Annotated in this window: 4 protein-coding genes; 3 read left to right on the forward strand and 1 reads right to left on the reverse strand. The window is 75.6% G+C overall.

What is annotated here, in order from left to right; all coding sequences use genetic code 11:
- Window positions 1-68 precede the first annotated feature (68 nt).
- Together ABZ449_RS37755 and ABZ449_RS37760 are read left to right on the forward strand one after the other, a co-directional pair.
- Window positions 69-1,748, forward strand: coding sequence for a trypsin-like serine protease (locus tag ABZ449_RS37755; protein WP_360355397.1), 1,680 nt, complete (start codon window positions 69-71; stop codon window positions 1,746-1,748).
- A 180-nt stretch (window positions 1,749-1,928) separates the two neighbouring features.
- The gene (locus ABZ449_RS37760) at window positions 1,929-3,188 is read left to right on the forward strand and encodes an acyltransferase (RefSeq protein ID WP_360355400.1); all 1,260 of its coding nucleotides are present in this window, start codon (window positions 1,929-1,931) and stop codon (window positions 3,186-3,188) included.
- A gap of 198 nt (window positions 3,189-3,386) precedes the next feature.
- On the opposite strand, the gene ABZ449_RS37765 is transcribed toward ABZ449_RS37760, so the two are convergent.
- Window positions 3,387-4,136, reverse strand: a complete 750-nt coding sequence (locus tag ABZ449_RS37765; protein ID WP_360355402.1) for an alpha/beta fold hydrolase — start codon at window positions 4,134-4,136, stop codon at window positions 3,387-3,389.
- Between the two features lie 287 nt (window positions 4,137-4,423).
- Between ABZ449_RS37765 and ABZ449_RS37770 the strand changes: the two genes are divergently transcribed.
- The coding region (locus tag ABZ449_RS37770; protein WP_360355405.1) for a type I polyketide synthase at window positions 4,424-23,346 on the forward strand (18,923 nt) is incomplete at its 3' end.

Below are 23,346 nucleotides of genomic sequence, written 5' to 3' on the forward strand. Positions count from 1 at the left end.
GTCGAGCTGACCGTCACCGGCTGACCGCCACCACCCCGCATCCACCTCTCACGTTCGGGAGCCCACTCATGCCTCGCACCACCTCGTCGCGCAACTTGCGGGCGGGCGCGCTGACCGCCGTCCTCGCCGCCGGCGCCCTGACCACCCTCGCCACGCCCCCGGCCGGCGCCGTCTCCGGTGACACGGCCTCGGACGGTTCCTACGCCTTCACCGCGCGCCTGGTGATGGGTGACAACCTGCGCGCCTGCACCGGCGCGCTGGTCGACCGCAGCTGGGTGCTCACCGCCGCCTCCTGCTTCGCCGACGACCCGTCCCAGCCGCAGGCACTGGCCGCCGGCGCGCCGAAGTGGAAGACCGTCGTCACCGTCGGCCGCACCGACCTCACCACCTCCACCGGCAGAACCGCCGAGATCTCCGAGCTGGTGCCCTCGCCGGACCGCGACCTCGTGATGGCCCGCCTCGCCACGCCCGTCGACGGCATCGCCCCGCTGGCGCTCGCCACCACCGCGCCGACCGCCGGGCAGACGCTGCGGGTGCCCGGGTACGGGCAGACCAAGAACGAGTGGGTGCCGCTCAAGCTCCACACCGGCGCGTTCTCGGTCGGCACGGTGAGCGCGACGGGCATCGGCACCACCGGCACCGGCGGTGCGGCGATCTGCAAGGGCGACACCGGCGCCCCCGTGGTCCGGGAGGTCAACGGCAGGGCCGAACTGGTCGCCGTCGCCTCCCGCTCCTGGCAGGGCGGCTGCCTGGGCGTGCCCGCCACCGAGACCCGCACCGGCGCCTACAACTCGCGCGTCGACAACGTCGCCGGCTGGGTGCAGCAGACCCGGGCGAAGTCCCTGGGCTGGAAGACCCAGACCCTGGTGCGCAGCGACGCCAACCTCTACTTCGCGTCCCGCCTCTACGACGGCACCTGGACCCCGTACGAGGACGTCCAGGCCACGGCCGGGAACATCGGGGGCGTGCGCGCCGTCGCCACGGCCGGCATCAACGCCGACACCCACATCATCGCCCTGGGCGGCGACGGCCACCTCCACTACGCCATCCGCAACCTCGACGGCAGCTGGGGCCAGAAGTTCGAGGACCTCAACGTCGCCCTCACGGACCTCGGCGGCATCACCCAGGTCTCCATCGCCTCCATCCGCGACAACCTGCACGTGGTCGTCGTCTCCAACGGCACGCTCTACCACGCCATCCGCAACGGCGCCCGCCAGTGGTCCTCGTTCAACGTGGTCACCGACGTCACCGGGCCGCTCACCGGCATCACCTCCATCTCCGCGGCCGGAGCCTCCGGGGACGCCGGACCCGAACTGCACATCGCGGCCGTGGCGGGCGGGAAGGTCTACCACACCCTGCGCACCGACTCCGGCAACTGGGGCACCTGGGGATCGGTCTCCGACGCGGCGGGCAGCACCGGCCCGGTGACCGGCGTCGCCGTCTCCCGCCAGGGCAACAACCTCAACCTCGCCCTCATCGCGAGCGACGGCCAGTACCACACCATGCGCTACTTCAACCACAGCTGGCAGCCCGTGACCTCGCTCAGCGGGGTCATCGGCAACGTCACCGGCACCAGCATCAGTGCCACCCCCGTGGACAACGACGCCGTGTTCGCCGTCACCACCAACGACAACAAGGTCCTGCTCACCGCCCGCCACGCCGACGGCACCTGGGCCGCTCCCGAGAGCCTCGACCTCGCCGCCATCCCCGGCAACCACACCGGGACCACGATCACCGGCACGCTCTGACCGACACGATCGCAGCGGTGAACGCCGAGCGGTGACCCGTCGGGCGTCCCGGCGCGGGGTGGTGGTCCACTCCCGCGCCGGGACGCACCGCCGGGACGCACCCGCCGGGAGGGCCGCGGCCCGGCCCTGCCGGGCGCAGGGGCCTGCGGGCGGGTTGCGGCGTGTACGTTATCTTCAGCCGTGAGCATTTTCCCCCGGCAACGACCAGGTTCCTCTGGCCGCCGCAAGTCCGCCAGGGGCGGCCGCCTCGCCGTCCTGGACGGATTGCGCATCCTGGCCGCGCTGATGGTGGTCTTCCACCACTACATCGGCTACGGCGGCGGCACCAAGCCCGAGATCAGCGCCTGGGGCAAGCCGGCCGAGCAGGTGTTCCACCGCGCGTCCGCGCCCGCCGCGTACCTGTGGACCGGCATCTGCCTGTTCTTCGTGATCAGCGGCTTCGTGATCTGCATGAGCAGCTGGGGCCGCCCGGTGGGCGACTTCGTCCGCTCCCGGGTGATCCGGCTCTACCCCGCGTACTGGTTCGCCGTCCTGCTCACCACCGCGGTCGTGACGATGTGGCCGCTCGTGCGCCAGCCGCTCCCCTCGGAGCAGGTGCTCGCCAACCTCACCATGTTCCACGTGGGCCTGGGCATCCCGAACGTCGACGCCGTCTACTGGACGCTCTGGGCCGAGCTGCGCTTCTACCTGCTCTTCGCCATCGTGGTCTGGCGGGGCGTGACCTACCGGCGGATCGTGGCCTTCTGCTCGATCTGGACGGTCGCGGGCATCGTCTCGGCGAGCACCAAGTGGCCGGTCCTGGAGTTCTTCGCGATGTCGGACGTCTCCTCGTTCTTCGTCGCCGGCCTGGCGCTCTACCTGGTCCACCGGTACGGCCCCAACCTGATGCTCTTCGGCATCGTCGGGATCAGCTGGATCCTCTCGGTCCTCTACACCATCCAGCACCAGCACGACGTGAACACCGTCCTGGGCCGGCCCGAGCTGGCGACCTGGCCCGCCGTGCTGCTGACCACCGTCTCCTACCTCGTGATCACCGGAGTGGCCCTGGGCTGGGGCTCCCGGATCCAGTGGCGCTGGCTGACCTTCGCCGGCGCCCTCACCTACCCGCTCTACCTCCTCCACGAGGCCATGGGCTGGACGGCCCTGCGCGCCCTCTACGACCACGGCACCAAGCCGTGGACGGCGGTCGCCGTCGTCACCACCGGCATGCTCGTGGCCTCCTGGCTGGTCCACCGCCTGGTCGAGAAGCCCCTGACCCCCCGTCTCAAGACCGGCATGACCAGGAGCATCGCCCAGCTCCGGGCCGCCGAACCCCTCCCCGCGCGGCCCGCCGCACCGGCCCCCGCGCCCGGCGTCCTGGAGACCGTCACCACCCCCTGGGCCACCGCCTTCACCCCCAGGGACACCCACCCCCCGCAGCACACCCCCGGCCCGCACTGACCCGCCCCACCCCCGCGGCCCGACAGGGACCGGCGCCACCCGGCGCCGGTCCCTGTCCGCGTTCCAGGCCGCGTTCCTGTCCGCGTTCCAGGCCGCAGCGCCTCCCGCCGGGGCCCGCCCGGATGCCGAGGGCCCCGCACCCGCTGCCCGGACGGGCGACGGGTACGGGGCCGGGTGGACGGGCGGCCCGCGGGGCGGCTACGGCAGGAGGCGGTCGGTGACGAGGCGGACGATCTCGCTCTGGTGCCGGGCCAGGTAGAAGTGGCCGCCGGGAAAGACGTGCAGGGTGGATCCACCGGTGGTGTGGTCGCGCCAGGAGCCGGCCTCGTCGACGGTGGCCTTGTCGTCGCTGTCGCCGACCAGGGCGTGGACCGGGCAGGACAGGGGCGGGCCCGGCCGGTAACGGTAGGTCTCGACGGCCCGGTAGTCGGCCCGGACGGCGGGGAGGATCATCCGCAGCAGCTCCGGGTCCTGCAGGGCCCGCGGGTCGGTGCCGTCCAGCTTGCGCAGTTCCGCCACGATGCCGTCCACGCCCCGCAGGTGGACGTCCTCGTCCCGGTGGCGGGAGGGTGCGCGGCGGCCGGAGGCGAACAGGGCGACCGGCGGGGTGCCGAGGTCCTCGAGGCGGCGGGCGACCTCGAAGCCGACGACCGCGCCCATGCTGTGGCCGAACAGGGCGAGCGGCAGGTCGCGGTGGGGCAGCAGCGCCTCGGTGACCCGGTCGGCCAGCGCCTCGACGGTCTCGACGCAGGGTTCGTGGCGCCGGTCCTGCCGACCCGGGTACTGGACCGAGAGCACCTCGATCCCGGCCGCCGTGGCGGCGGACATCGGGTACCAGTAGCTCGCCGACCCTCCCGCGTGGGGCAGGCAGACCAGGCGGACACGGGCGTCCGGGGCCGGGTGGAAGCGGCGGATCCAGCTGTCGGCCGCGGTGTCGGTGAGCGTCATGGTGCTCCGGTGGTCCCTTCTGAACGGGGCCCCCGCCCCACCGGCGGGTCCTCCCCACTCCGAGGCTGGAGCAGGCCGGACGGCCGGACAACCCCTCAGCTCAGCGCCCCCGCTTTCCCGTGGTGGGCCGGGCCGGGACAAGGGCCCGTAGGGGAACCGTAGGGGTGCGGCCCGCGCCGACGGCTGGACGAGACTTCGACGGGATACCGCATGATGCCCCACCCCTCTCTGTTGTCCGGGACTTCCAAGCCTCCCGTGTGTTTCCGCGCGCCCAAGGAGCCGTTGACATGCCGCGTACCGAGCTGATCAGGCCGCTGTCCGAACTGCTGCGCTCCCGGGCCGAATCGCTCCACGACAAGCCGGCGTTCCGGGACGGCCGCCGGGCCGTGGGCTACGCCGAGCTGGAACGCCGGACCGCACGGCTCGCCGGCCATCTGGCGGCCCTGGGCCTGGGCCGCGGCGAGCGGGTGGCGATCCACCTGGACGCCGGTGTCGAGGTGGTGGAGACCTACCTGGCGGTCGTCCGGGCCGCCGGGGTCGCCGTCCCGGTCAACCCGCACTCCAGCGACGAGGAGCTGGCCCACCTCCTGGACGACAGCGGGGCCACCGCGGTCGTCACCGACACCCGTCACCTGGAGCAGGTGCGGCGGCTGCGGGCCGACCGGCCCGGGCTGCTGGTGATCGTCTCCGGTGCGGCCCCACAGGACCTGCCGTCCTTCGAGACCCTGGCCACCGTCGAGCCTCCGGAGCCGGCGCGTGACGACCTCGGCCTGGACGAGACCGCCTTCATGCTCTACACCTCGGGCTCCACCGGCGCGCCCAAGGGCGTGCTGTCGACCCAGCGCAGCTGCCTGTGGACGGTGGCGTCCTGCTACGCGCCGCTGCTCGGGCTCTCGGAGCGCGACCGGGTGCTGTGGCCGCTGCCGCTGTTCCACAGCCTGGCGCACATCGTCTGCGTGGTCGGCGTCACCGCGACCGGCGCGACCGCGCACATCATGCCGGGCTTCTCCGCGGACGAGGTGCTGGCCGAGCTGCGCGCCGACGCGTACACCTTCCTCGCCGGGGTGCCCGCGCTCTACCACCACCTGCTGCAGGAGGCCGGCGAGGGCCGGCTGGACGCACCGGCCCTGCGGGTCTGCCTGTCGACCGGCGCGGTGACCTCGGCCTCGCTGGCCCGGGACTTCGACGACGCGTTCGGCATCCCGCTGCTCAACAGCTACGGCTCCACCGAGACCTGCGGCGCGATCGCGACCGAGGCGCCGGGCGCCGAGCGGGTCTCCGGCTCGTGCGGCCTGCCGGTCCCCGGCCTGGAGGTGCGGGTGGTCGACCCGGAGACCGGGATCGACACCGACCCCGGGACGGAGGGCGAGGTGTGGGTGCGCGGGCCGAGCCTGATGCAGGGCTACCACAACCGGCCGGAGGCCACCGCCGAGGCGCTGCGGGACGGCTGGTACCGGACCGGTGACCTGGCGGTCCGGGCGCCCGGCGGCCAGCTGACGATCAGCGGGCGGCGCAAGGAGCTGATCATCCGGGGCGGGGAGAACATCCACCCGGGCGAGATCGAGGACGTCGTCCGCTCGGTGCCCGGCGTGCTGGACGTCGCCGTGGCGGGCCGGCCGGACGAGGTGCTCGGCGAGGTGCCGGTCGCGTTCGTGGTCACCGCTCCGGAGGGCGTCGACGCCGAACTGGTCTTCGCCGCCTGCGCCGAGCAGCTGTCCTGGTTCAAGGTGCCGCAGGAGGTCCGGGCGATCGCCGTCGTGCCGCGCACGGCCTCGGGCAAGGTCACCCGGCACCGGCTGTTCGAGCAGCCCGGCACGCTGATCGGCGCGCGGGGCGCCGTGCAGGAGTCGCTGTACCGGGTGGACTGGGTGCCGGTGCCCGCCGGGCCGGTGGAACCGCTGCGCGCGGCGGTGCTCGGCAGCCCGTCCGGCGGCCCCTCCGACGGGCCGGATGCCTGGGACGGGCCGGCGGCCGCGCGGTACGCCGACCTGGCGGAGCTGACGGCGGCCGGGCCCGCGCCCGAGGTCGTCTACCTGCCCTGGCCCACCGCGGCCGCGGAGCCCGTCGCGGACGCGGCCCGGCGCGCCGCCCGCGAGGCCTCCGAGCTGCTGACGCGGTGGCTCGCCGACGACCGGCTGCGGGAGACCCGGCTGGTGGTGCTCACCCGGGGCGCGCTGGCCGTGCACCCGGGTGAGGAGGTCCCGGGGCTGGCACAGGCTCCGGTCCGGGGGCTGCTGCGCGCGGCGCAGGCCGCGCACCCCGGCCGGTTCACCGTGGCCGACCTGGACGGCGAGGCCGCTTCGTCGGCCGCCCTGCCGGCCGGGCTGGCCACCGGCGAGCCGCAGTTCGCCGTCCGCGGCGGGGTGCTGCGGGTGCCCCGCCTGGTGCCGGTCGCCGCCGCCGCGGCCGGACGCCCCGTCGACGGCACCGTGCTGATCACCGGTGCCGGCGGGACGGCCGCCGCCGCGATCGCCCGCCGGCTGGTCGCCGAGCACGGCGTCCGGCACCTGGTGCTGGCCTCCACCACCCCCGACTCGGCCGCGCTGGCCGTGGAGCTGAGCGAGTCCGGCGCGGACGTCACCCTGGCCGCCTGCGACACTGCCGACCGACCCTCCGTCACCGGCCTGCTGGCGGGCATCCCGGCCGAGCACCCGCTCACCGCCGTGGTGCACGCGGCCGGCTCCCCCGGCCTGACCGCCGGCGGACAGGCCGACCGCTGGGTGCGGACGGCCGTCGACGGTGCGGTGGTCCTGCACGAGCTCACCGCCGGAGTCGATCTGACGGCCTTCCTGCTGGTCTCCTCCACCGAGGCCCTGCTGGGCGGCGCGGACGACGGCGACGACGGTGGCTGCGCCGCCTTCCTGGACGCGCTGGCCCAGCACCGCCGGGCCGGCGGACGGCACGCCGTCTCGCTGGCCTGGGACACCACCGACGCCGGCGCCGTGTCCGACGCCGAGTTCGGAGCCCTGCTGGACTCCGCCCTGCGCGGCGCCGACACCCCCGTGGTCGCCACCCGGAACACCACCGGCGTCCTCTTCCACAGCCCGACCGTCGGCGAAGGGGCGGCGGACACGGTGTTCGCCGCGCGGCTGCGCGCGCTGCCCCGGGCGGAGGCCCGGCAGGCGCTGCTCGGTCTGGTGCAGGCCGAGGCCGCCGGCGTGCTCGGCCGGGGCCTGCCGCGGACGATCGCACCCGGACGGGCCTTCAAGGACCTCGGGGTGGACTCCGCCTCGGCCGTACGGCTGCGCAACCGGCTGCGGTCCGCGCTCGGCCTGCCCCTGCCGGCGACCGTGGTCTTCGACCACCCCACACCGGAGCGGCTGGCCGGCTTCCTGCTCGCCGGACTCCTGGACGAGGCGACCGCTGCGGCCGTTCCGGTCCGCTCGGCGGCGGACCGGGACGACGACCGGGACCCGATCGCGATCGTCGCCATGAGCTGCCGCTACCCGGGCGGGGCGGTCTCGCCCGAAGCCCTGTGGCAGCTGGTGGCCGAGGGCCGGGACGCCGTCTCGGAGTTCCCGGCCGACCGCGGCTGGGACACCGGGGCCCTGTTCGGCGGCGCCCCCGGCTCCGTCGGCACCTCCTCCGTCCAGGAGGGTGGATTCCTCTACGACAGCGCCGAGTTCGACCCGGACTTCTTCGGGATCAGCCCGCGCGAGGCCCTCGCCATGGACCCGCAGCAGCGGCTGCTGCTGGAGACCTCCTGGGAGGCCGTCGAGCGGGCCGGCATCGACCCGGAGGCGCTGCGCGGCAGCCGGACCGGCGTGTTCACCGGCGTGATGTTCCACGACTACGCCGGCCGGCTGCCCCGGGTGCCCGAGGAGGTGGAGGGCTACCTCGGCACCGGCACCGCGGGCAGCGTCGCCTCGGGCCGGGTGGCGTACACCTTCGGCTTCGAGGGCCCGGCGATCACCGTGGACACCGCCTGCTCCTCCTCCCTGGTGGCCCTGCACCTGGCGGTCGCGGCGCTGCGGCGCGGGGAGTGCGATCTGGCCCTGGCCGGCGGTGTGGCCCTGATGGCGACGCCCGACGTGTTCGTCGAGTTCAGCCGCCAGCGCGGCCTCGCCGAGGACGGCCGCTGCAAGTCCTTCGCCGCCGCGGCCGACGGCACCGGCTGGGCGGAGGGCGTGGGTGTACTGCTGGTCGAGCGGCTCTCCGACGCCCGCCGCAACGGGCACCCGGTGCTGGCCCTGGTCCGCGGCACGGCGGTCAACCAGGACGGCGCCTCCAACGGTCTCACCGCGCCCAGCGGCCCGGCCCAGGAGCGGGTGATCCGCGAGGCCCTGGCCGTCGCGGGCCTCAGCGCCGCCGAGGTCGACGCCGTCGAGGCGCACGGCACCGGCACCCGCCTCGGCGACCCGATCGAGGCCAACGCGCTCCTCGCCACCTACGGGAAGGACCGCGAACTCCCCCTGCTGCTCGGCTCATTGAAGTCGAACATCGGGCATGCCCAGGCGGCCGCCGGGGTGGGCGGCATCATCAAGATGGTGCTGGCGATGCGGCACGGGGTGCTGCCCCGGACGCTGCACGTGGACGAGCCCACTCCGCACGTGGACTGGACGGCGGGCGCGGTGGAGCTGCTCACCGAGGAGCGGGAATGGCCCGAGACCGGCCGTCCGCGCCGGGCCGGGGTCTCCTCCTTCGGCGTCAGCGGCACCAACGCCCACGTCATCCTCGAACAGCCCGCCGAGGAAGGACCGGTGGCGGAGTCGGCCGACGAGCCCACCGTGCACGGTGTGCTGCCGCTGCTGCTGTCCGCGAAGTCGGCGGACGCGCTGCGGGCCCAGGCCGCACAGCTGCAGAACTCCGAGGCCGCCCCGATCGACCTCGCCCACTCGCTGGCCACGACCCGCTCGGCGTTCAACCACCGTGCGGTGGTGCTCGGTTCGGACCGCACCGAACTGACCGACGGCCTGCGCGCGCTCGCCCAGGGCACCGAGAGCGCCGCCGTCATCGAGGGCACCGCCACCACGACCCCCCGGACCGTGTTCGTCTTCCCCGGGCAGGGCTCCCAGTGGGCGGGCATGGCCGTCGAACTCCTCGACACCGAACCGGCGTTCGCCAAGCGCATCTCCGAATGCGCCGACGCCCTGGCCCAGTTCACCGACTGGAACCTGATCGACGTCCTGCGCGGCACCGACGGCGCCCCCGACTACGACCGCGTCGACGTCGTCCAGCCCGCCCTGTGGGCCGTCATGGTCTCCCTCGCCACCCTCTGGCAGGCCCACGGCGTCCACCCCGACGCCGTCATCGGCCACTCCCAGGGCGAGATCGCCGCCGCCACCGTCGCCGGCGCCCTCACCCTCCACGACGGCGCCCGCATCGTCGCCCTGCGCTCCCAGGCCATCACCACCATCGCCGGCCACGGCGGCATGGTCTCCCTCGCCCTCCCCGCTCACCGGATCGACCTCACCCCGTGGCACGACCGGATCTCCGTCGCCGCCGTCAACGGCCCCACCTCCGTCGTCGTGGCCGGCGACGCCGACGCCCTCGACGAACTCGTCGACACGTTCACCACCGACGGCATCCAGGCCCGCCGGATCAAGGTGGACTACGCCTCGCACTCCGCCCACGTCGAGGCCCTGCAAGCCCAGTTGCTCGACCTGCTCGCCCCCGTCAGCCCCCGGACCTCCGAGGTGCCGTTCTACTCGACCGTGGACAGCGCCTGGCTGGACACCACCGCCCTGGACGCCGCGTACTGGTACCGCAACCTGCGCCAGACCGTGCAACTCGCCGACGCCACCCGCCACCTGGCCGACCAGGGCCACGACCTCTTCATCGAGATCAGCCCCCACCCCGTCCTCACCGGCGCCATCGAGGACACCCTCCACGACACCACCGCCCACACCCTCGCCACCCTGCGCCGCAACGACGGCGGCACCCGCCGCTTCCTCACCTCCCTCGCCCAGACCCACGTCCACGGCGCCCCCACCGACTGGACCCCCACCCTCACCGGCGGCCACCGGATCGACCTGCCCACCTACCCCTTCCAGCGCCACCGCTACTGGCTGGAGGCCTCCTCCGCCGCCTCGGACGTGACCACCGTCGGCCTCGCCGCCACCGACCACCCGATGCTCGGCGCGGCCGTCCCCCTCGCCGACGGGCACGGACACCTGCTGACCGGCCTGATCTCGCGCACCACCCACCCGTGGCTGGCCGACCACACCGTCATGGGCGCCACCCTGCTGCCCGGGACCGCCATGGTGGACCTGGCGGTCCGGGCCGGCGACGAGGTCGGCTGCGGCCACCTCGACGAACTCACCCTGGAAGCCCCGCTGATCCTGCCCGAGCAGGGTGCCGTCCAGGTCCAGGTGGTGGTCGGCGAGGCGGACGCCACGGGCGCGCGGCCGGTCGGCCTGCACTCGCGGCCGCACGACGCCGCCGCGTCCCGCCCCTGGACCCGGCACGCCGCGGGCACGCTCTCCCCCGCCGCGCCCGCCACTCCCGCGGACCTCACCCAGTGGCCGCCGGCCGGCGCCGAGCCGCTGCCGGTCGAGGACCTGTACGAGCGGCTGCCCGCCGGGTACGGGCCGGCGTTCCAGGGTGTCCGCGCGGCCTGGCGGCGCGGCGAGGAGGTGTTCAGCGAGGTGGTGCTGGCCGAAGCGGTCTCCGACCGGTCGGACCGCTACGGGCTGCACCCGGCGCTGCTGGACGCCGCCCTGCACGCCATGGACCTCGGCGCCGTCCGGCACCGCGAGGAGTCCGCCGAGGGCCACCTGGCGTTCGCGTGGAGCGGGCTCTCGCTGCACTCCGCCGGCGCGACCGCCCTGCGGGTCCGGCTCTCCCCGGCCGGCCTGGACTCGGTCGCCCTGGAGGCCTCCGACGAGCACGGCGTGCCGGTGGTCTCGGTGGAGGGCCTGGCCGTCCGGCCGGTCTCGGCCGAGCAGCTGCGCGCGGTCCGCACCGGACACGGCGACGACTCGCTGTTCCGCGTCGACTGGACGGACCTGCCCGGCGTCGCCCTGGTCACCGGCCGCTACGCCCTGGTCGGCGAGGACGTCCTCGGCCTGGCCGCCGGGCTCACCGCGGCGGGCAGCACGGTGGACGCGTACGCCGACCTGGCCGCCCTCGCCGCCGCCGACGGCCGCACCCCCGACACCGTCCTGCTGCCCCTCGCGCCGCCCGCCGCCACCGAGCTGGTCCCCGCCGTCCGGGCGGCCACCCACGCACTGCTGGGCCTGCTCCGGCAGTGGCTCGCCGAGGAGCGGTTCGCCGAGAGCCGGCTGGTGGTGCTGACCCGGGGCGCGGCGTCCGGGGACGTCCTGCCGGACCTGGTGACCGCTCCGCTGTGGGGCCTGGTCCGCTCCGCCCAGTCCGAGCACCCGGACCGCATCGTCCTGGTCGACCTGGACGCACAGGACGCCTCGTACCGCGCCCTGCCCGCGGCCCTGGCCGGCGACGAGCCGCAGCTGCTGCTGCACGACGGCTCGGTACGGGCGGCGCGGCTCACCCGGGTGCGGCCCGTCGAGCAGGGCGCTCCGGCGCTCGACCCGAACGGGACCGCCCTCGTCACCGGGGCCACCGGTGGCCTCGGCCGGCTGGCCGCCCGCCACCTGGTCGCCGCCCACGGCGTCCGGCACCTGCTGCTGACCAGCCGGCGCGGCGCGCAGGCCGAGGGTGCCGCCGAACTCCTCGCCGAGCTGCGCGAGTCCGGCGCCGAGGTCACCCTCGCCGCCTGCGACGTCGCCGACCGCGAGGCCCTGGCCGCCCTGCTGGCCGGCATCCCCGCCGAACACCCGCTCACCGCCGTGGTGCACACCGCCGGCATCGTCGACGACGGTGTGATCGAGACCCTGACCGACGGACAGGTCGACCGGGTGCTCGCACCCAAGCTCTCCGGCGCGCTCAACCTGGCCGAGCTCACCCGCGGCACGGACCTGGCCGCCTTCGTGCTGTACTCCTCCGCCGCCGCCGTGTTCGGGGCCGGCGGTCAGGCCAACTACGCCGCCGCCAACGCCTTCCTCGACGCCTACGCCCGGCACCTGCGGGCCGAGGGCCGGCCGGCCGTCTCGCTGGCCTGGGGCCTGTGGGCGGAGCGCAACGGCATGGGCGGCCGGCTCACCGGCACCGACCTGCGCCGGATGGCCGGCGTCGGCACCGCGGCGCTCTCCGCCGAGGAGGGCCTCGACCTGCTGGACGCCGCCCGCGCGGTCGGCGAACCGGCGCTGATGCCGATCCGGCTCGACCTGGCCGCCGTGCGCGCCCAGTCGGACGCCGTCCACCCGCTGCTGCGCGGCCTGGTCCGCACCCGTTCGGGCCGTCGGCGCCCGGCCGACCGGGCCGGCGGCTCGGCGCTCGCCCAGCGGCTGGCCGCTCTGACCGGCCCCGAGTGCGACCGGGAACTGCTGGACCTCGTCCGGGCCACGGCCGGGACGGTGCTCGGGTACCCGACGGGCACGGCGGTGGACCCCGAACGGACCTTCAAGGAGCTGGGGTTCGACTCCCTCACCGCGGTCGAGCTCCGCAACCGCCTGCACGGCTCCACCGGCCTGCGCCTGCCCGCCACGCTGATCTTCAACTACCCGACCCCGAAGGCCCTCGCCGGCCACCTGCGCGAGCAGCTGCTCGGCGACCGGCTCCCGGCGGCCGCACCGGCCCCGGCCACCGCCGCACCGGCGCGGGACGACGACCCGATCGTGATCGTCGGCATGGGCTGCCGGTTCCCGGGCGGGGTGCGCACCCCGGAGGACCTCTGGGAGCTGGTGCACGCCGGGCGCGACGCGGTCGACTCCCTGCCGGCCGACCGCGGCTGGGACCTCGACGGCCTCTACCACCCCGACCCGGACCGGACCGGCACCTCGTACACCCGCGAGGGCGGATTCCTGTACGACGTCGCCGAGTTCGACGCGGCGTTCTTCGGGATCAGCCCGCGCGAGGCGCACGCCATGGACCCGCAGCAGCGGCTGCTGCTGGAGACCTCCTGGGAGGCCTTCGAGCGGGCCGGTGTCGACCCGGCCTCCGTCCGGGGCGAACAGGTCGGCGTGTTCGTCGGCACCCACGGCCAGGACTACGGCCACCTGCTGGCCGCCGCCCCGCCCGGCAACGAGGGCTACCTGGTCACCGGCAACGCGGCCAGCGTGGTCTCCGGCCGCATCTCCTACGCGCTCGGCCTGGAAGGGCCGGCCGTGACCGTCGACACCGCCTGCTCCTCCTCGTTGGTGGCCCTGCACCTGGCCGTCCAGGCGCTGCGCGCCGGCGAGTGCTCGATGGCGCTCGCGGCGGGCGCGGCCGTGATGGCCACCCCCGAGGGGCTGGTGGCGTTCAGCCGCCAGCGCGGCCTCGCCGAGGACGGCCGCTGCAAGGCGTTCGCGGCGGCCGCCGACGGCTTCGGCATGGCCGAGGGCGTGGGCGTGCTGCTGGTCGAGCGGCTGTCGGACGCCCGGCGCAACGGGCATCCGGTGCTGGCCCTGGTCCGGGCCACCGCGATCAACCAGGACGGCGCCTCCAACGGTCTCACCGCCCCCAACGGCCCGGCCCAGGAGCGCGTCATCCGCCAGGCCCTGACCACCGCCGGCCTCACCGCCGCCGAGGTCGACGCCGTCGAGGCCCACGGCACCGGCACCCGCCTCGGCGACCCGATCGAGGCCAACGCCCTCCTCGCCACCTACGGCCAGGAGCGTGAACTCCCGTTGCTGCTGGGCTCGGTGAAGTCCAACCTCGGCCACACCCAGAGTGCGGCGGGCGCGGCGGGCATCATCAAGATGGTGCTGGCGATGCGGCACGGGGTGCTGCCCCGGACGCTGCACGTGGACGAGCCCACTCCGCACGTGGACTGGACGGCGGGCGCGGTGGAGCTGCTCACCGAGGAGCGGGAATGGCCCGAGACCGGCCGTCCGCGCCGGGCCGGGGTCTCCTCCTTCGGCGTCAGCGGCACCAACGCCCACGTCATCCTCGAACAGCCCGCCGAGGAAGGCCCGGTGGCGGAGTCGGCCGACGAGCCCACCGTGCACGGTGTGCTGCCGCTGCTGCTGTCCGCGAAGTCGGCGGACGGGCTGCGGGCCCAGGCCGCACAGCTGCAGAACTCCGAGGCCGCCCCGATCGACCTCGCCCACTCGCTGGCCACCACCCGCTCGGCGTTCAACCACCGTGCGGTGGTGCTCGGTTCGGACCGCACCGAACTGACCGAGGGCCTGCGCGCGCTCGCCCAGGGCACCGAGAGCGCCGCCGTCATCGAGGGCACCGTCACCACGACCCCCCGGACCGTGTTCGTCTTCCCCGGGCAGGGCTCCCAGTGGGCGGGCATGGCCGTCGAACTCCTCGACACCGAACCGGCGTTCGCGAAGCGGATCTCCGAATGCTCCGACGCCCTGGCCGAGTTCACCGACTGGAACCTCCTGGACGTGCTGCGCGGCACCGACGGTGCCCCCGGCTACGACCGCGTCGACGTCGTCCAGCCCGCCCTGTGGGCCGTCATGGTCTCCCTCGCCGCCCTCTGGCAGGCCCACGACGTGCAGCCCGACGCCGTCATCGGCCACTCCCAGGGCGAGATCGCCGCCGCCACCGTCGCCGGCGCCCTCACCCTCCACGACGGCGCCCGGATCGTCGCCCTGCGCTCCCAGGCCATCACCACCATCGCCGGCCACGGCGGCATGGTGTCACTGCCGCAGTCCGCGCAGGACGCGGCCGCCACCATCGCGCCGTGGTCCGACCGGGTCTCCCTCGCGGCCGTCAACGGCCCCACCTCCGTCGTCGTGGCCGGCGACGCCGACGCCCTGGACGAGCTGCTGTCCAGGTGCGCCGCGGACGGCATCCAGGCCCGCCGGATCAAGGTGGACTACGCCTCGCACTCCGCCCACGTCGAGGCCCTGCAAGCCCAGTTGCTCGACCTGCTCGCCCCCGTCAGCCCCCGGACCTCCGAGGTGCCGTTCTACTCGACCGTGGACAGCGCCTGGCTGGACACCACCGCCCTGAACGCCGCGTACTGGTACCGCAACCTGCGCCAGACCGTGCAACTCGCCGACGCCACCCGCCACCTGGCCGACCAGGGCCACGACCTCTTCATCGAGATCAGCCCCCACCCCGTCCTCACCGGCGCCATCGAGGACACCCTCCACGACACCACCGCCCACACCCTCGCCACCCTGCGCCGCAACGACGGCGGCACCCGCCGCTTCCTCACCTCCCTCGCCCAGGCCCACGTCCACGGCGCCCCCACCGACTGGACCCCCACCCTCACCGGCGGCCACCGGATCGACCTGCCCACCTACCCCTTCCAGCACCAGCGCTACTGGCTGGACACCGTGGCCGGTTCGGCCGCCGTCACCACGGCGGGCCTCACCGCCCCCGAGCACCCCCTGCTCGGCGCGGCTGTCCCCCTCGCCGACGGGCACGGACACCTGCTGACCGGCCTGCTCTCCCGGCACAGCACGCCGTGGCTGGCCGACCACACCGTCATGGGCACCACCCTGCTGCCCGGAACGGCGTTCCTGGAGCTGGCCGTCCGGGCCGGCGACGAGGTCGGCTGCGACCACCTCGACGAACTCACCCTGGAAGCCCCGCTGATCCTGCCCGAACGGGGCGGCGTCCGGATCCAGGTGCTGGTGGGTGCGGAGAACGACGGCGTGCGCCCGCTGCGGATCCACTCCCGCCCGGCCGACGCCGCCGAGGACGAGCCGTGGACCCGGCACGCCACCGGCACGCTCTCCACGGCTGCCCCCGCCACGCCCGCGGACCTCACCCAGTGGCCGCCGTCCGGGGCCACCCCGCTGGACGTCTCCGACGCCTACCGGCGGCTCGCGGACGCCGGCGTGGACTACGGCCCGGCCTTCCAGGGCCTGCGGGCCGCCTGGCAGGACGGCGACCAGGTCTTCGCCGAGGTCGCCCTGCCCGCCTCCGAGCAGGCCGCGGCCGCCCGTTACGGCCTGCACCCGGCGCTGCTGGACGCCGCCCTGCACGCGATGGGCCTGGTGCCCGACGCCGAGCAGGGCAGGCTCGCCTTCTCCTGGGGCGGGATCCGGCTGCACGCGAGCGGCGCGACCGCGCTGCGCGTCCGGCTGGCCCGCACCGCGCCGGAGACCCTGGCGCTGACCGTCACGGACCTCGGCGGCGCGCCGGTCGCCTCGGTGGACTCGCTGCTGTTGCGGCCCGTCTCCTCCGAGCGGCTGCGCACCGCCGACCGGGCCGTACGCGAGTCGCTGCTGCGGATCGAGTGGTCGCCGGTCCCGGCCGGTGACCTGACCGACCGTTCCTGGACGGTCCTCGGTACGGACGGCCACGCCGGCCTGACCGACCTGGGCTCGGCGGTGGACGCCGGCGCTCCCGTGCCCGACGTGGTCGCGGTGGAACTCGCCCCGTACCGGGGGTCCGACGCGACGGACGAGCTGGCCGCCGCGGTGGGCGAGGCGACCGGGCGGGTGCTGCGACTGGTCCAGGAGTGGCTGGTGGATCCGCGGTTCGCCGACTCCCGGCTGGCCGTGCTGACCCGCGGCGCGGTCGTCACCGGCGAGGGCGGCGCGCCCGATCCGGTCCTGGCCGCCGTGTGGGGCCTGGTGCGCTCCGCGCAGTCCGAGAACCCGGACCGGCTGGTCCTGGTCGACCACGACGGCGGTGAACTGCCCCTGACCGCGCTGCCGGTGGACACCGAGCCGCAGCTGGCCGCACGGCGGGGCGCCCTGCTGGCTCCGCGCCTGGCCAAGGCACCGGGCACCGCCCCGGCCGCGGACGGCGGGGAGCCGGGCACGCTGGACGTCTCCGGGACCGTCCTGGTCACCGGTGCGATCGGCGGCCTCGGCGAGCTGACCGCCCGCCACCTGGTCGCCGCCCACGGCGCCCGGCACCTGCTGCTGACCAGCCGGCGCGGCCCGGCGGCCGAGGGCGCCGCCGAACTCCTCGCCGAGCTGCGCGAGTCCGGCGCCGAGGTCACCCTCGCCGCCTGCGACGTCGCCGACCGCGAGGCCCTGGCCGCCCTGCTGGCCGGCATCTCCGCCGAACACCCGCTCACCGCCGTGGTGCACACCGCCGGCGTGGTGGACGACGGCATCGTCCTCTCCCTCTCCCCCGAGCAGTTCGACCGGGTGCTCGCACCCAAGGTCACCGGCGCGCTCAACCTGCACGAACTGGCCGGCGAGGTCGGCAGCTTCGTGCTGTTCTCGGCCGCGGCCGGCGTGCTCGGCAACCCCGGACAGGCCAACTACGCCGCCGCCAACTGCTTCCTGGACGCCCTGGCCCAGCGCCGACGCGCCCAGGGCCGGCCGGCCGTCTCGCTGGCCTGGGGCCTGTGGCAGGAGCGGTCCGGCATGGCCGGGCGCCTCGACGACTCCGACCTGCGCCGGATCGTGCGTGGCGGCGCGGTGCCGATGAGCGCCGAGACCGGACTGGCCCTGTTCGACGCGGCCATGGCCTCGGGCGAGCCGGTGCTGGTGCCGGTCCAGCTGGACCGGGCACAGCTGCGCGGCCGGGCGGCCACCGTCCCCGCGCTGCTGCGCGGCCTGGCCTCCGGCGGCCCGGGCCGCCGCACGGCCGGCGCCCCGGACGCCGCTCCGGCGGGCGGCCTGGCCGAGCGCCTGGCATCGCTCTCCGCCGAGGAACGCCGGCGGACCGTGCTCGACCTCGTCCGCGGCCACGTCGCCGGTGTGCTCGGGCACGGCTCGGGCGACGCCGTGGAGGAGGAGAAGGCCCTCAAGGAGCTGGGCTTCGACTCGCTGACCGCGGTGGAGCTGCGCAACCGGCTCAACTCCGCGACCGGACTGCGCCTTCCGGCGACCCTGGTGTTCAACCACCCGACGCCGCGCGCGCTCGCCGCGCACCTGCTCGTCGAGCTGCTCGGCGAGCAGGCGGACGCCTCCGCGCCGGCCACGACGGCGGTGCCGACCACGGCCGACCCCGACGAGCCGATCGCGATCGTCGCGATGAGCTGCCGCTTCCCCGGCGGGATCGCCACCCCCGAGGCGCTCTGGCAGGTGCTGTCCGAGGGCGGTTCGGTGCTCTCGGAGTTCCCGACCGACCGCGGGTGGGACCTGGAGGGCATCTATCACCCCGAGCCGGGCACCCCGGGCCGCACCTACACCCGTACCGGCGGCTTCCTGGCCGACGTGGCCGGGTTCGATCCGGCGTTCTTCGGGATCAACCGCCGCGAGGCGCTGGCGATGGACCCGCAGCAGCGGCTGCTGCTGGAGACCTCCTGGGAGGCCTTCGAGCGGGCCGGCATCGACCCGCTCGGCCTGCGCGGCAGCCGGACCGGCGTCTACGCCGGCATGGTCTACCACGACTACGCGACCTGGGTGCAGGACGTGCCCGAGGAGGTCGACGGCTACCTCGGCAACGGCAGCGCGGCCAGCGTCGCCACCGGCCGGGTGGCGTACGCGCTGGGCCTGGAGGGCCCGGCCGTCACCGTGGACACGGCCTGTTCCTCCTCCCTGGTGGCGCTGCACTTCGCGGCGGCCGCCCTGCGGCGCGGGGAGTGCGACCTGGCGCTGGCCGGCGGTGTGACCGTGATGTCCACGCCGAAGCTGCTGATCGAGTTCGCCCGGCAGCGCGGCCTGGCCGAGGACGGCCGTTGCAAGGCCTTCGCGGCCGGCGCCGACGGCACCGGATTCTCCGAGGGCATCGGCATGCTGCTGGTCGAGCGGCTCTCCGACGCCCGCCGCAACGGGCACCCGGTGCTCGCGGTGCTGCGCGGCAGCGCCGTCAACCAGGACGGCGCCTCCAACGGGCTCACCGCCCCGAACGGCACCGCGCAGGAGCGGGTGATCCACCAGGCGCTGGCCGCCGCCGGTCTCACCCCGGGCGAGGTGGACGTGGTGGAGGCGCACGGCACGGGCACCAGGCTGGGCGACCCGATCGAGGCCCAGGCCCTGCTGGCCACCTACGGCCAGGACCGCGAACTCCCGCTACTGCTGGGCTCGGTGAAGTCCAACCTGGGCCACACCCAGGCCGCGGCGGGCGTCGCCGGTGTGATCAAGACGGTGCTCGCGATGCGCAACCGCGTCCTGCCGGGCACCCTGCACGTCGACGAGCCCTCGCCGCACGTGGACTGGACGGCCGGTGCGGTGGAGCTCGCCACCGGGACGCGGGACTGGCCGGAGACCGGCCGTCCGCGCCGGGCCGGCGTCTCCTCCTTCGGCATCAGCGGCACCAACGCCCACCTCGTCCTGGAGGAGGGCGACCCGGCGCCGGCGGACCCCGAGCGGGCCCACGAAGGCCAGGCCGTACTGCCGTTGGTGCTCTCCGGCCGGTCGGAGGAGGCGCTGCGCGGGCAGGCCGGGCGGCTGCTGGAGCTGGTCGAGGAGCGGCCGGAGCTGCACCCGGCCGACCTCGGGCTGTCCCTGGCCACCACCCGCTCGCACTTCCCGCACCGGGGCGCCGTGGTCGCCGGGGACCGGGACGGGCTGCTGACCGGGCTGCGGGCCCTGGCCGCCGGGGCGCCGCGGGCGGCCGGGGTGCTGAGGTCGGTGGCGACGTCCGGCCGGACGGCCTTCCTGTTCACCGGTCAGGGCGCGCAGCGCGTCGGCATGGGCCGCGAGTTGTACGACGCTTTCCCGGTGTTCGCGGCGGCCTTCGACGAGGTGTGCGCGGAGCTGGACCGGCACCTGGAACGCCCCCTGCGCGAGGTGATCGCCGAGGGCGGCGAGCTTCTGGACCGCACCGGCTGGACCCAGCCCGCCCTGTTCGCCGTCGAGGTCGCCCTCTACCGCCTGGTCGAATCCTGGGGCCTGCGGCCCGACTTCCTCGCCGGGCACTCGATCGGCGAGGTCGCGGCCTTCCACGCCGCCGGCATCCTCTCCCTGCCCGACGCCGCCCGACTGATCACCACCCGAGCCCGCCTGATGGACCGACTCCCCTCCGGCGGCGCCATGGTCGCCCTGCGCACCACCGAGGACGAGGTCCTGCCCCTGCTCACCGACCGGGTCTCCATCGCCGCCGTCAACGGCCCCGACTCCCTGGTCATCGCCGGCGACACCACCGAAGTCCACGCCATCGCCGCACAGTTCGACAAGACCCGCGAGCTACGCGTCAGCCACGCCTTCCACTCCCCCCTCATGGAACCCATGCTCGACGAGTTCCGCGACACCCTCGCCGAACTCACCTACCACACCCCCACCATCCCCGTCGTCTCCACCCTCACCGGCGAAACCGCCACCACCGACCACCTCACCGACCCCGACTACTGGATCCGCCACGCCCGCCACACCGTCCGCTTCCACGACGCCGTCGACACCCTCCGGGACAAGGGCGTCACCACCTTCCTGGAACTCGGCCCCGACGCCGTGCTCACCGCCATGGGTCAGGAGTGCCTGGACGGTGCGGAGAACGGCGGCCGGGCGGCCTTCGTCGCCGCACAGCGCCGGGACCGCTCCGAGGAGTTCGCCATGGCGTCCGCACTGGCCGCACTGCACCTGCGCGGCGTGCCGGTGGACTGGACGGCGTTCTTCGCCGGCTCCGGCGCGCGCCGGATCGACCTGCCGACCTACGCCTTCCAGCGCCGCCGCTTCTGGCTGGACGCCGCGCCCGCCGCCGAGGCCGTCGCCGACCCGGCGGACGCCTCCTTCTGGGCGGCCGTCGACCAGCAGGACGTGGCCGCGGTCGCGCAGACGCTGCGGATCGACGGCGCCGGCCGGGAGTCCCTGGGCGAGCTGCTGCCCGCGCTGTCCTCCTGGCGGCGCGGGCGCCGGGACCGTGCGCTGCTGGACTCCTGGCGCTACCGCGTCGAGTGGCAGCGGCTCGCCGACCCGGCCGGCCCGCCGGTGCTCTCCGGCAGCTGGCTGGTCGTCCTGCCGGCCGGCTGGACGGAGGACGGGACCGGCGGCGCGGTGGACGCCCTGCGCGCCCGCGGCGCGCGGGTGCTGACCCTCGCGGCGGCCGAGGGCGAGGACCGCGCCGGGCTGGCCGCCCGGCTGCGTGCCGCCGCCGGCGAGCCGGGACCGGTCGGTGTGCTGTCCCTGCTGGCCCTGGACGAGCGCGAGGTGCGGCCCGGCGTGCCGGCCGCCCTGGCCGACACCGTGCTGCTGCTGAACGCCCTGGACGAGGCCGAGCTGGACGCCCCGCTGTGGTGCGCGACCCGGGCCGGCGTGTCGGCCGGCGGGCAGGTCGCGAGCCCGGCGCAGGCCGCGCTGTGGGGCCTGGGCCGGGTGGCCGCGCTGGAGTGCCCGGTGCGCTGGGGCGGCCTGGTCGACCTGCCGGACGCTGTCGACGGCCCGGCCGGGAACCGGCTGGCCGCGGTGCTGGCCGGCGGCTCCGGCGAGGACCAGGTCGCCGTCCGGGCGGACGGGCTGTACGCGCGCCGCCTGGTCCGGGCGGCCGGCGGTACGGCGGTCCGTGAGTGGCGGCCGCGCGGCACCGTGCTGGTGACCGGCGGCACGGGCGCGCTGGGCGCCCGGATCGGGCGCTGGCTGGCCCGGAACGGCGCGGAGCACGTGGTGCTGGCCGGCCGTCGGGGCGGTTCCGCCGCCGGGGCGGCCGCACTGGAGGCCGAGCTGACCGGCCTGGGGACGCGGGTCACGGTGGCCGCCTGCGATGTCGCGGACCGCGCGGCCCTGGCCGGGCTGCTGGACGCCGTCGGGCCGCTGAGCGCCGTGGTGCACGCGGCCGGCTCGGGTGCGATGGGGCCGCTGCGCGAGCTGGACGCGGACGCGCTGGCCGAGGCCGGCGGCGCCAAGGTGACCGGAGCGGCGCACCTGGACGAGCTGCTGGACGGACGGGAGCTGGACGCCTTCGTGCTGATGTCCTCCGTCGCCGGGGTCTGGGGCGGCGGGGGCCAGGCCGCGTACGGTGCGGCGAACGCGTTCCTGGACGCACTGGCCGAGCGGCGCCGGGCGCGTGGCCTGGCGGCCACCTCGGTGGCCTGGGGCCCGTGGGCCGGGGACGGGATGTCGGCCGGGCAGGAGGAGCCGCTGAAGCGGATGGGCCTCGGCGCGCTGGCGCCGGACCTCGCGGTCGCGGCCCTCCAGCAGGCGCTGGACCTGGACGACACGGCGGTGACCGTCACCGAGGTCGACTGGTCGCGGTTCCACCCCGGGTTCACGGCCCTCCGGCCGAGCCCGCTGCTGGGCGCACTGGCCGAGGTGCGGGACCTGGAGCGCGCCGAGGAGCGGCCCGCCCCCGCCGACGACGCCGCCTCGATGCTGCGGGCCGGCCTCGCCGGTCTGCCGGTCGCCGAGCGCTCCCGTTCCCTGGTGGAGCTGGTGAACGGCCTGGCGGCGGACGTCCTGGGCCACCCCACGGCCGAGGGGATCGACGCCGTCCGCCCGTTCCAGGAGCAGGGCTTCGACTCCCTGACCTCGGTGGAGCTGCGCGACCGGCTCACCCGCTCGACCGGGGTGCGGCTGCCCAGCACCCTGCTGTTCGACCACCCGACCCCGGAGGCGGTCGCCGCCCGGCTGCTGGGCGAGCTGCTCGGCGCGGACGGTTCCCCGGACACTCCGTCCGCCGGACCGGTGGACGCCGAGGACCCGGTCGCGATCATCGGGATGAGCTGCCGCTACCCCGGCGGGGTGAGCGGCCCCGGGGAGCTGTGGCAGCTGGTCGCCGAGGGCCGGGACGCCGTCGGCGGCTTCCCGCAGGACCGCGGCTGGGACACCGCCGCGCTGTTCAGCGACGACCCCGAGCAGCCCGGCACCTGCTACGCCTCCGAGGGCGGATTCCTGTACGAGGCCGCCGGGTTCGACGCGGCGTTCTTCGGGATCAACCCGCGGGAGGCGCTGGCGACGGACCCCCAGCAGCGGCTGCTGCTGGAGACCTCCTGGGAGGCCTTCGAGCACGCGGGCGTGGACCCGTTGTCGGCGCGCGGCAGCCGCACCGGCGTCTTCACCGGCATCTCGTACCACGACTACGCGGCCCGCTTCACCACCGTCCCGGAGGAGGTGGAGGGCTACCTGGGCAACGGCAGTTCGGCCAGCGTCGCCTCCGGCCGGATCGCGTACACCCTCGGGCTGGAGGGCCCGGCGGTGTCGGTGGACACCGCCTGCTCCTCCTCGCTGGTGGCGCTGCACCTGGCGAGCCAGGCCCTGCGCTCCGGCGAGTGCACGCTCGCTCTGGCCGGCGGTGTCGCGGTGATGTCGACGCCGGGTTCGTTCGTCGAGTTCAGCCGGCAGCGCGGGCTCGCGCCGGACGGGCGCTGCAAGGCGTTCGCCGAGGCGGCGGACGGCACCGGCTGGGGCGAGGGCGTCGGCATGCTCCTGCTGGAGCGGCTCTCCGACGCCCGCCGCAACGGGCACCCGGTGCTCGCGGTGCTGCGCGGCAGCGCCGTCAACCAGGACGGCGCCTCCAACGGCCT

The organism is Kitasatospora sp. NPDC005856 (assembly GCF_040629945.1).
In the GTDB taxonomy this organism is placed as follows: domain Bacteria; phylum Actinomycetota; class Actinomycetes; order Streptomycetales; family Streptomycetaceae; genus Kitasatospora.

Coding starts and splice junctions, on each gene's coding strand:
- ABZ449_RS37765 (WP_360355402.1), bottom strand. CDS start 4,136: ATGACGCTCACCGACACCGCGGCCGACAGCTGGATCCGCCGCTTCCAC.
- ABZ449_RS37755 (WP_360355397.1), top strand. CDS start 69: ATGCCTCGCACCACCTCGTCGCGCAACTTGCGGGCGGGCGCGCTGACC.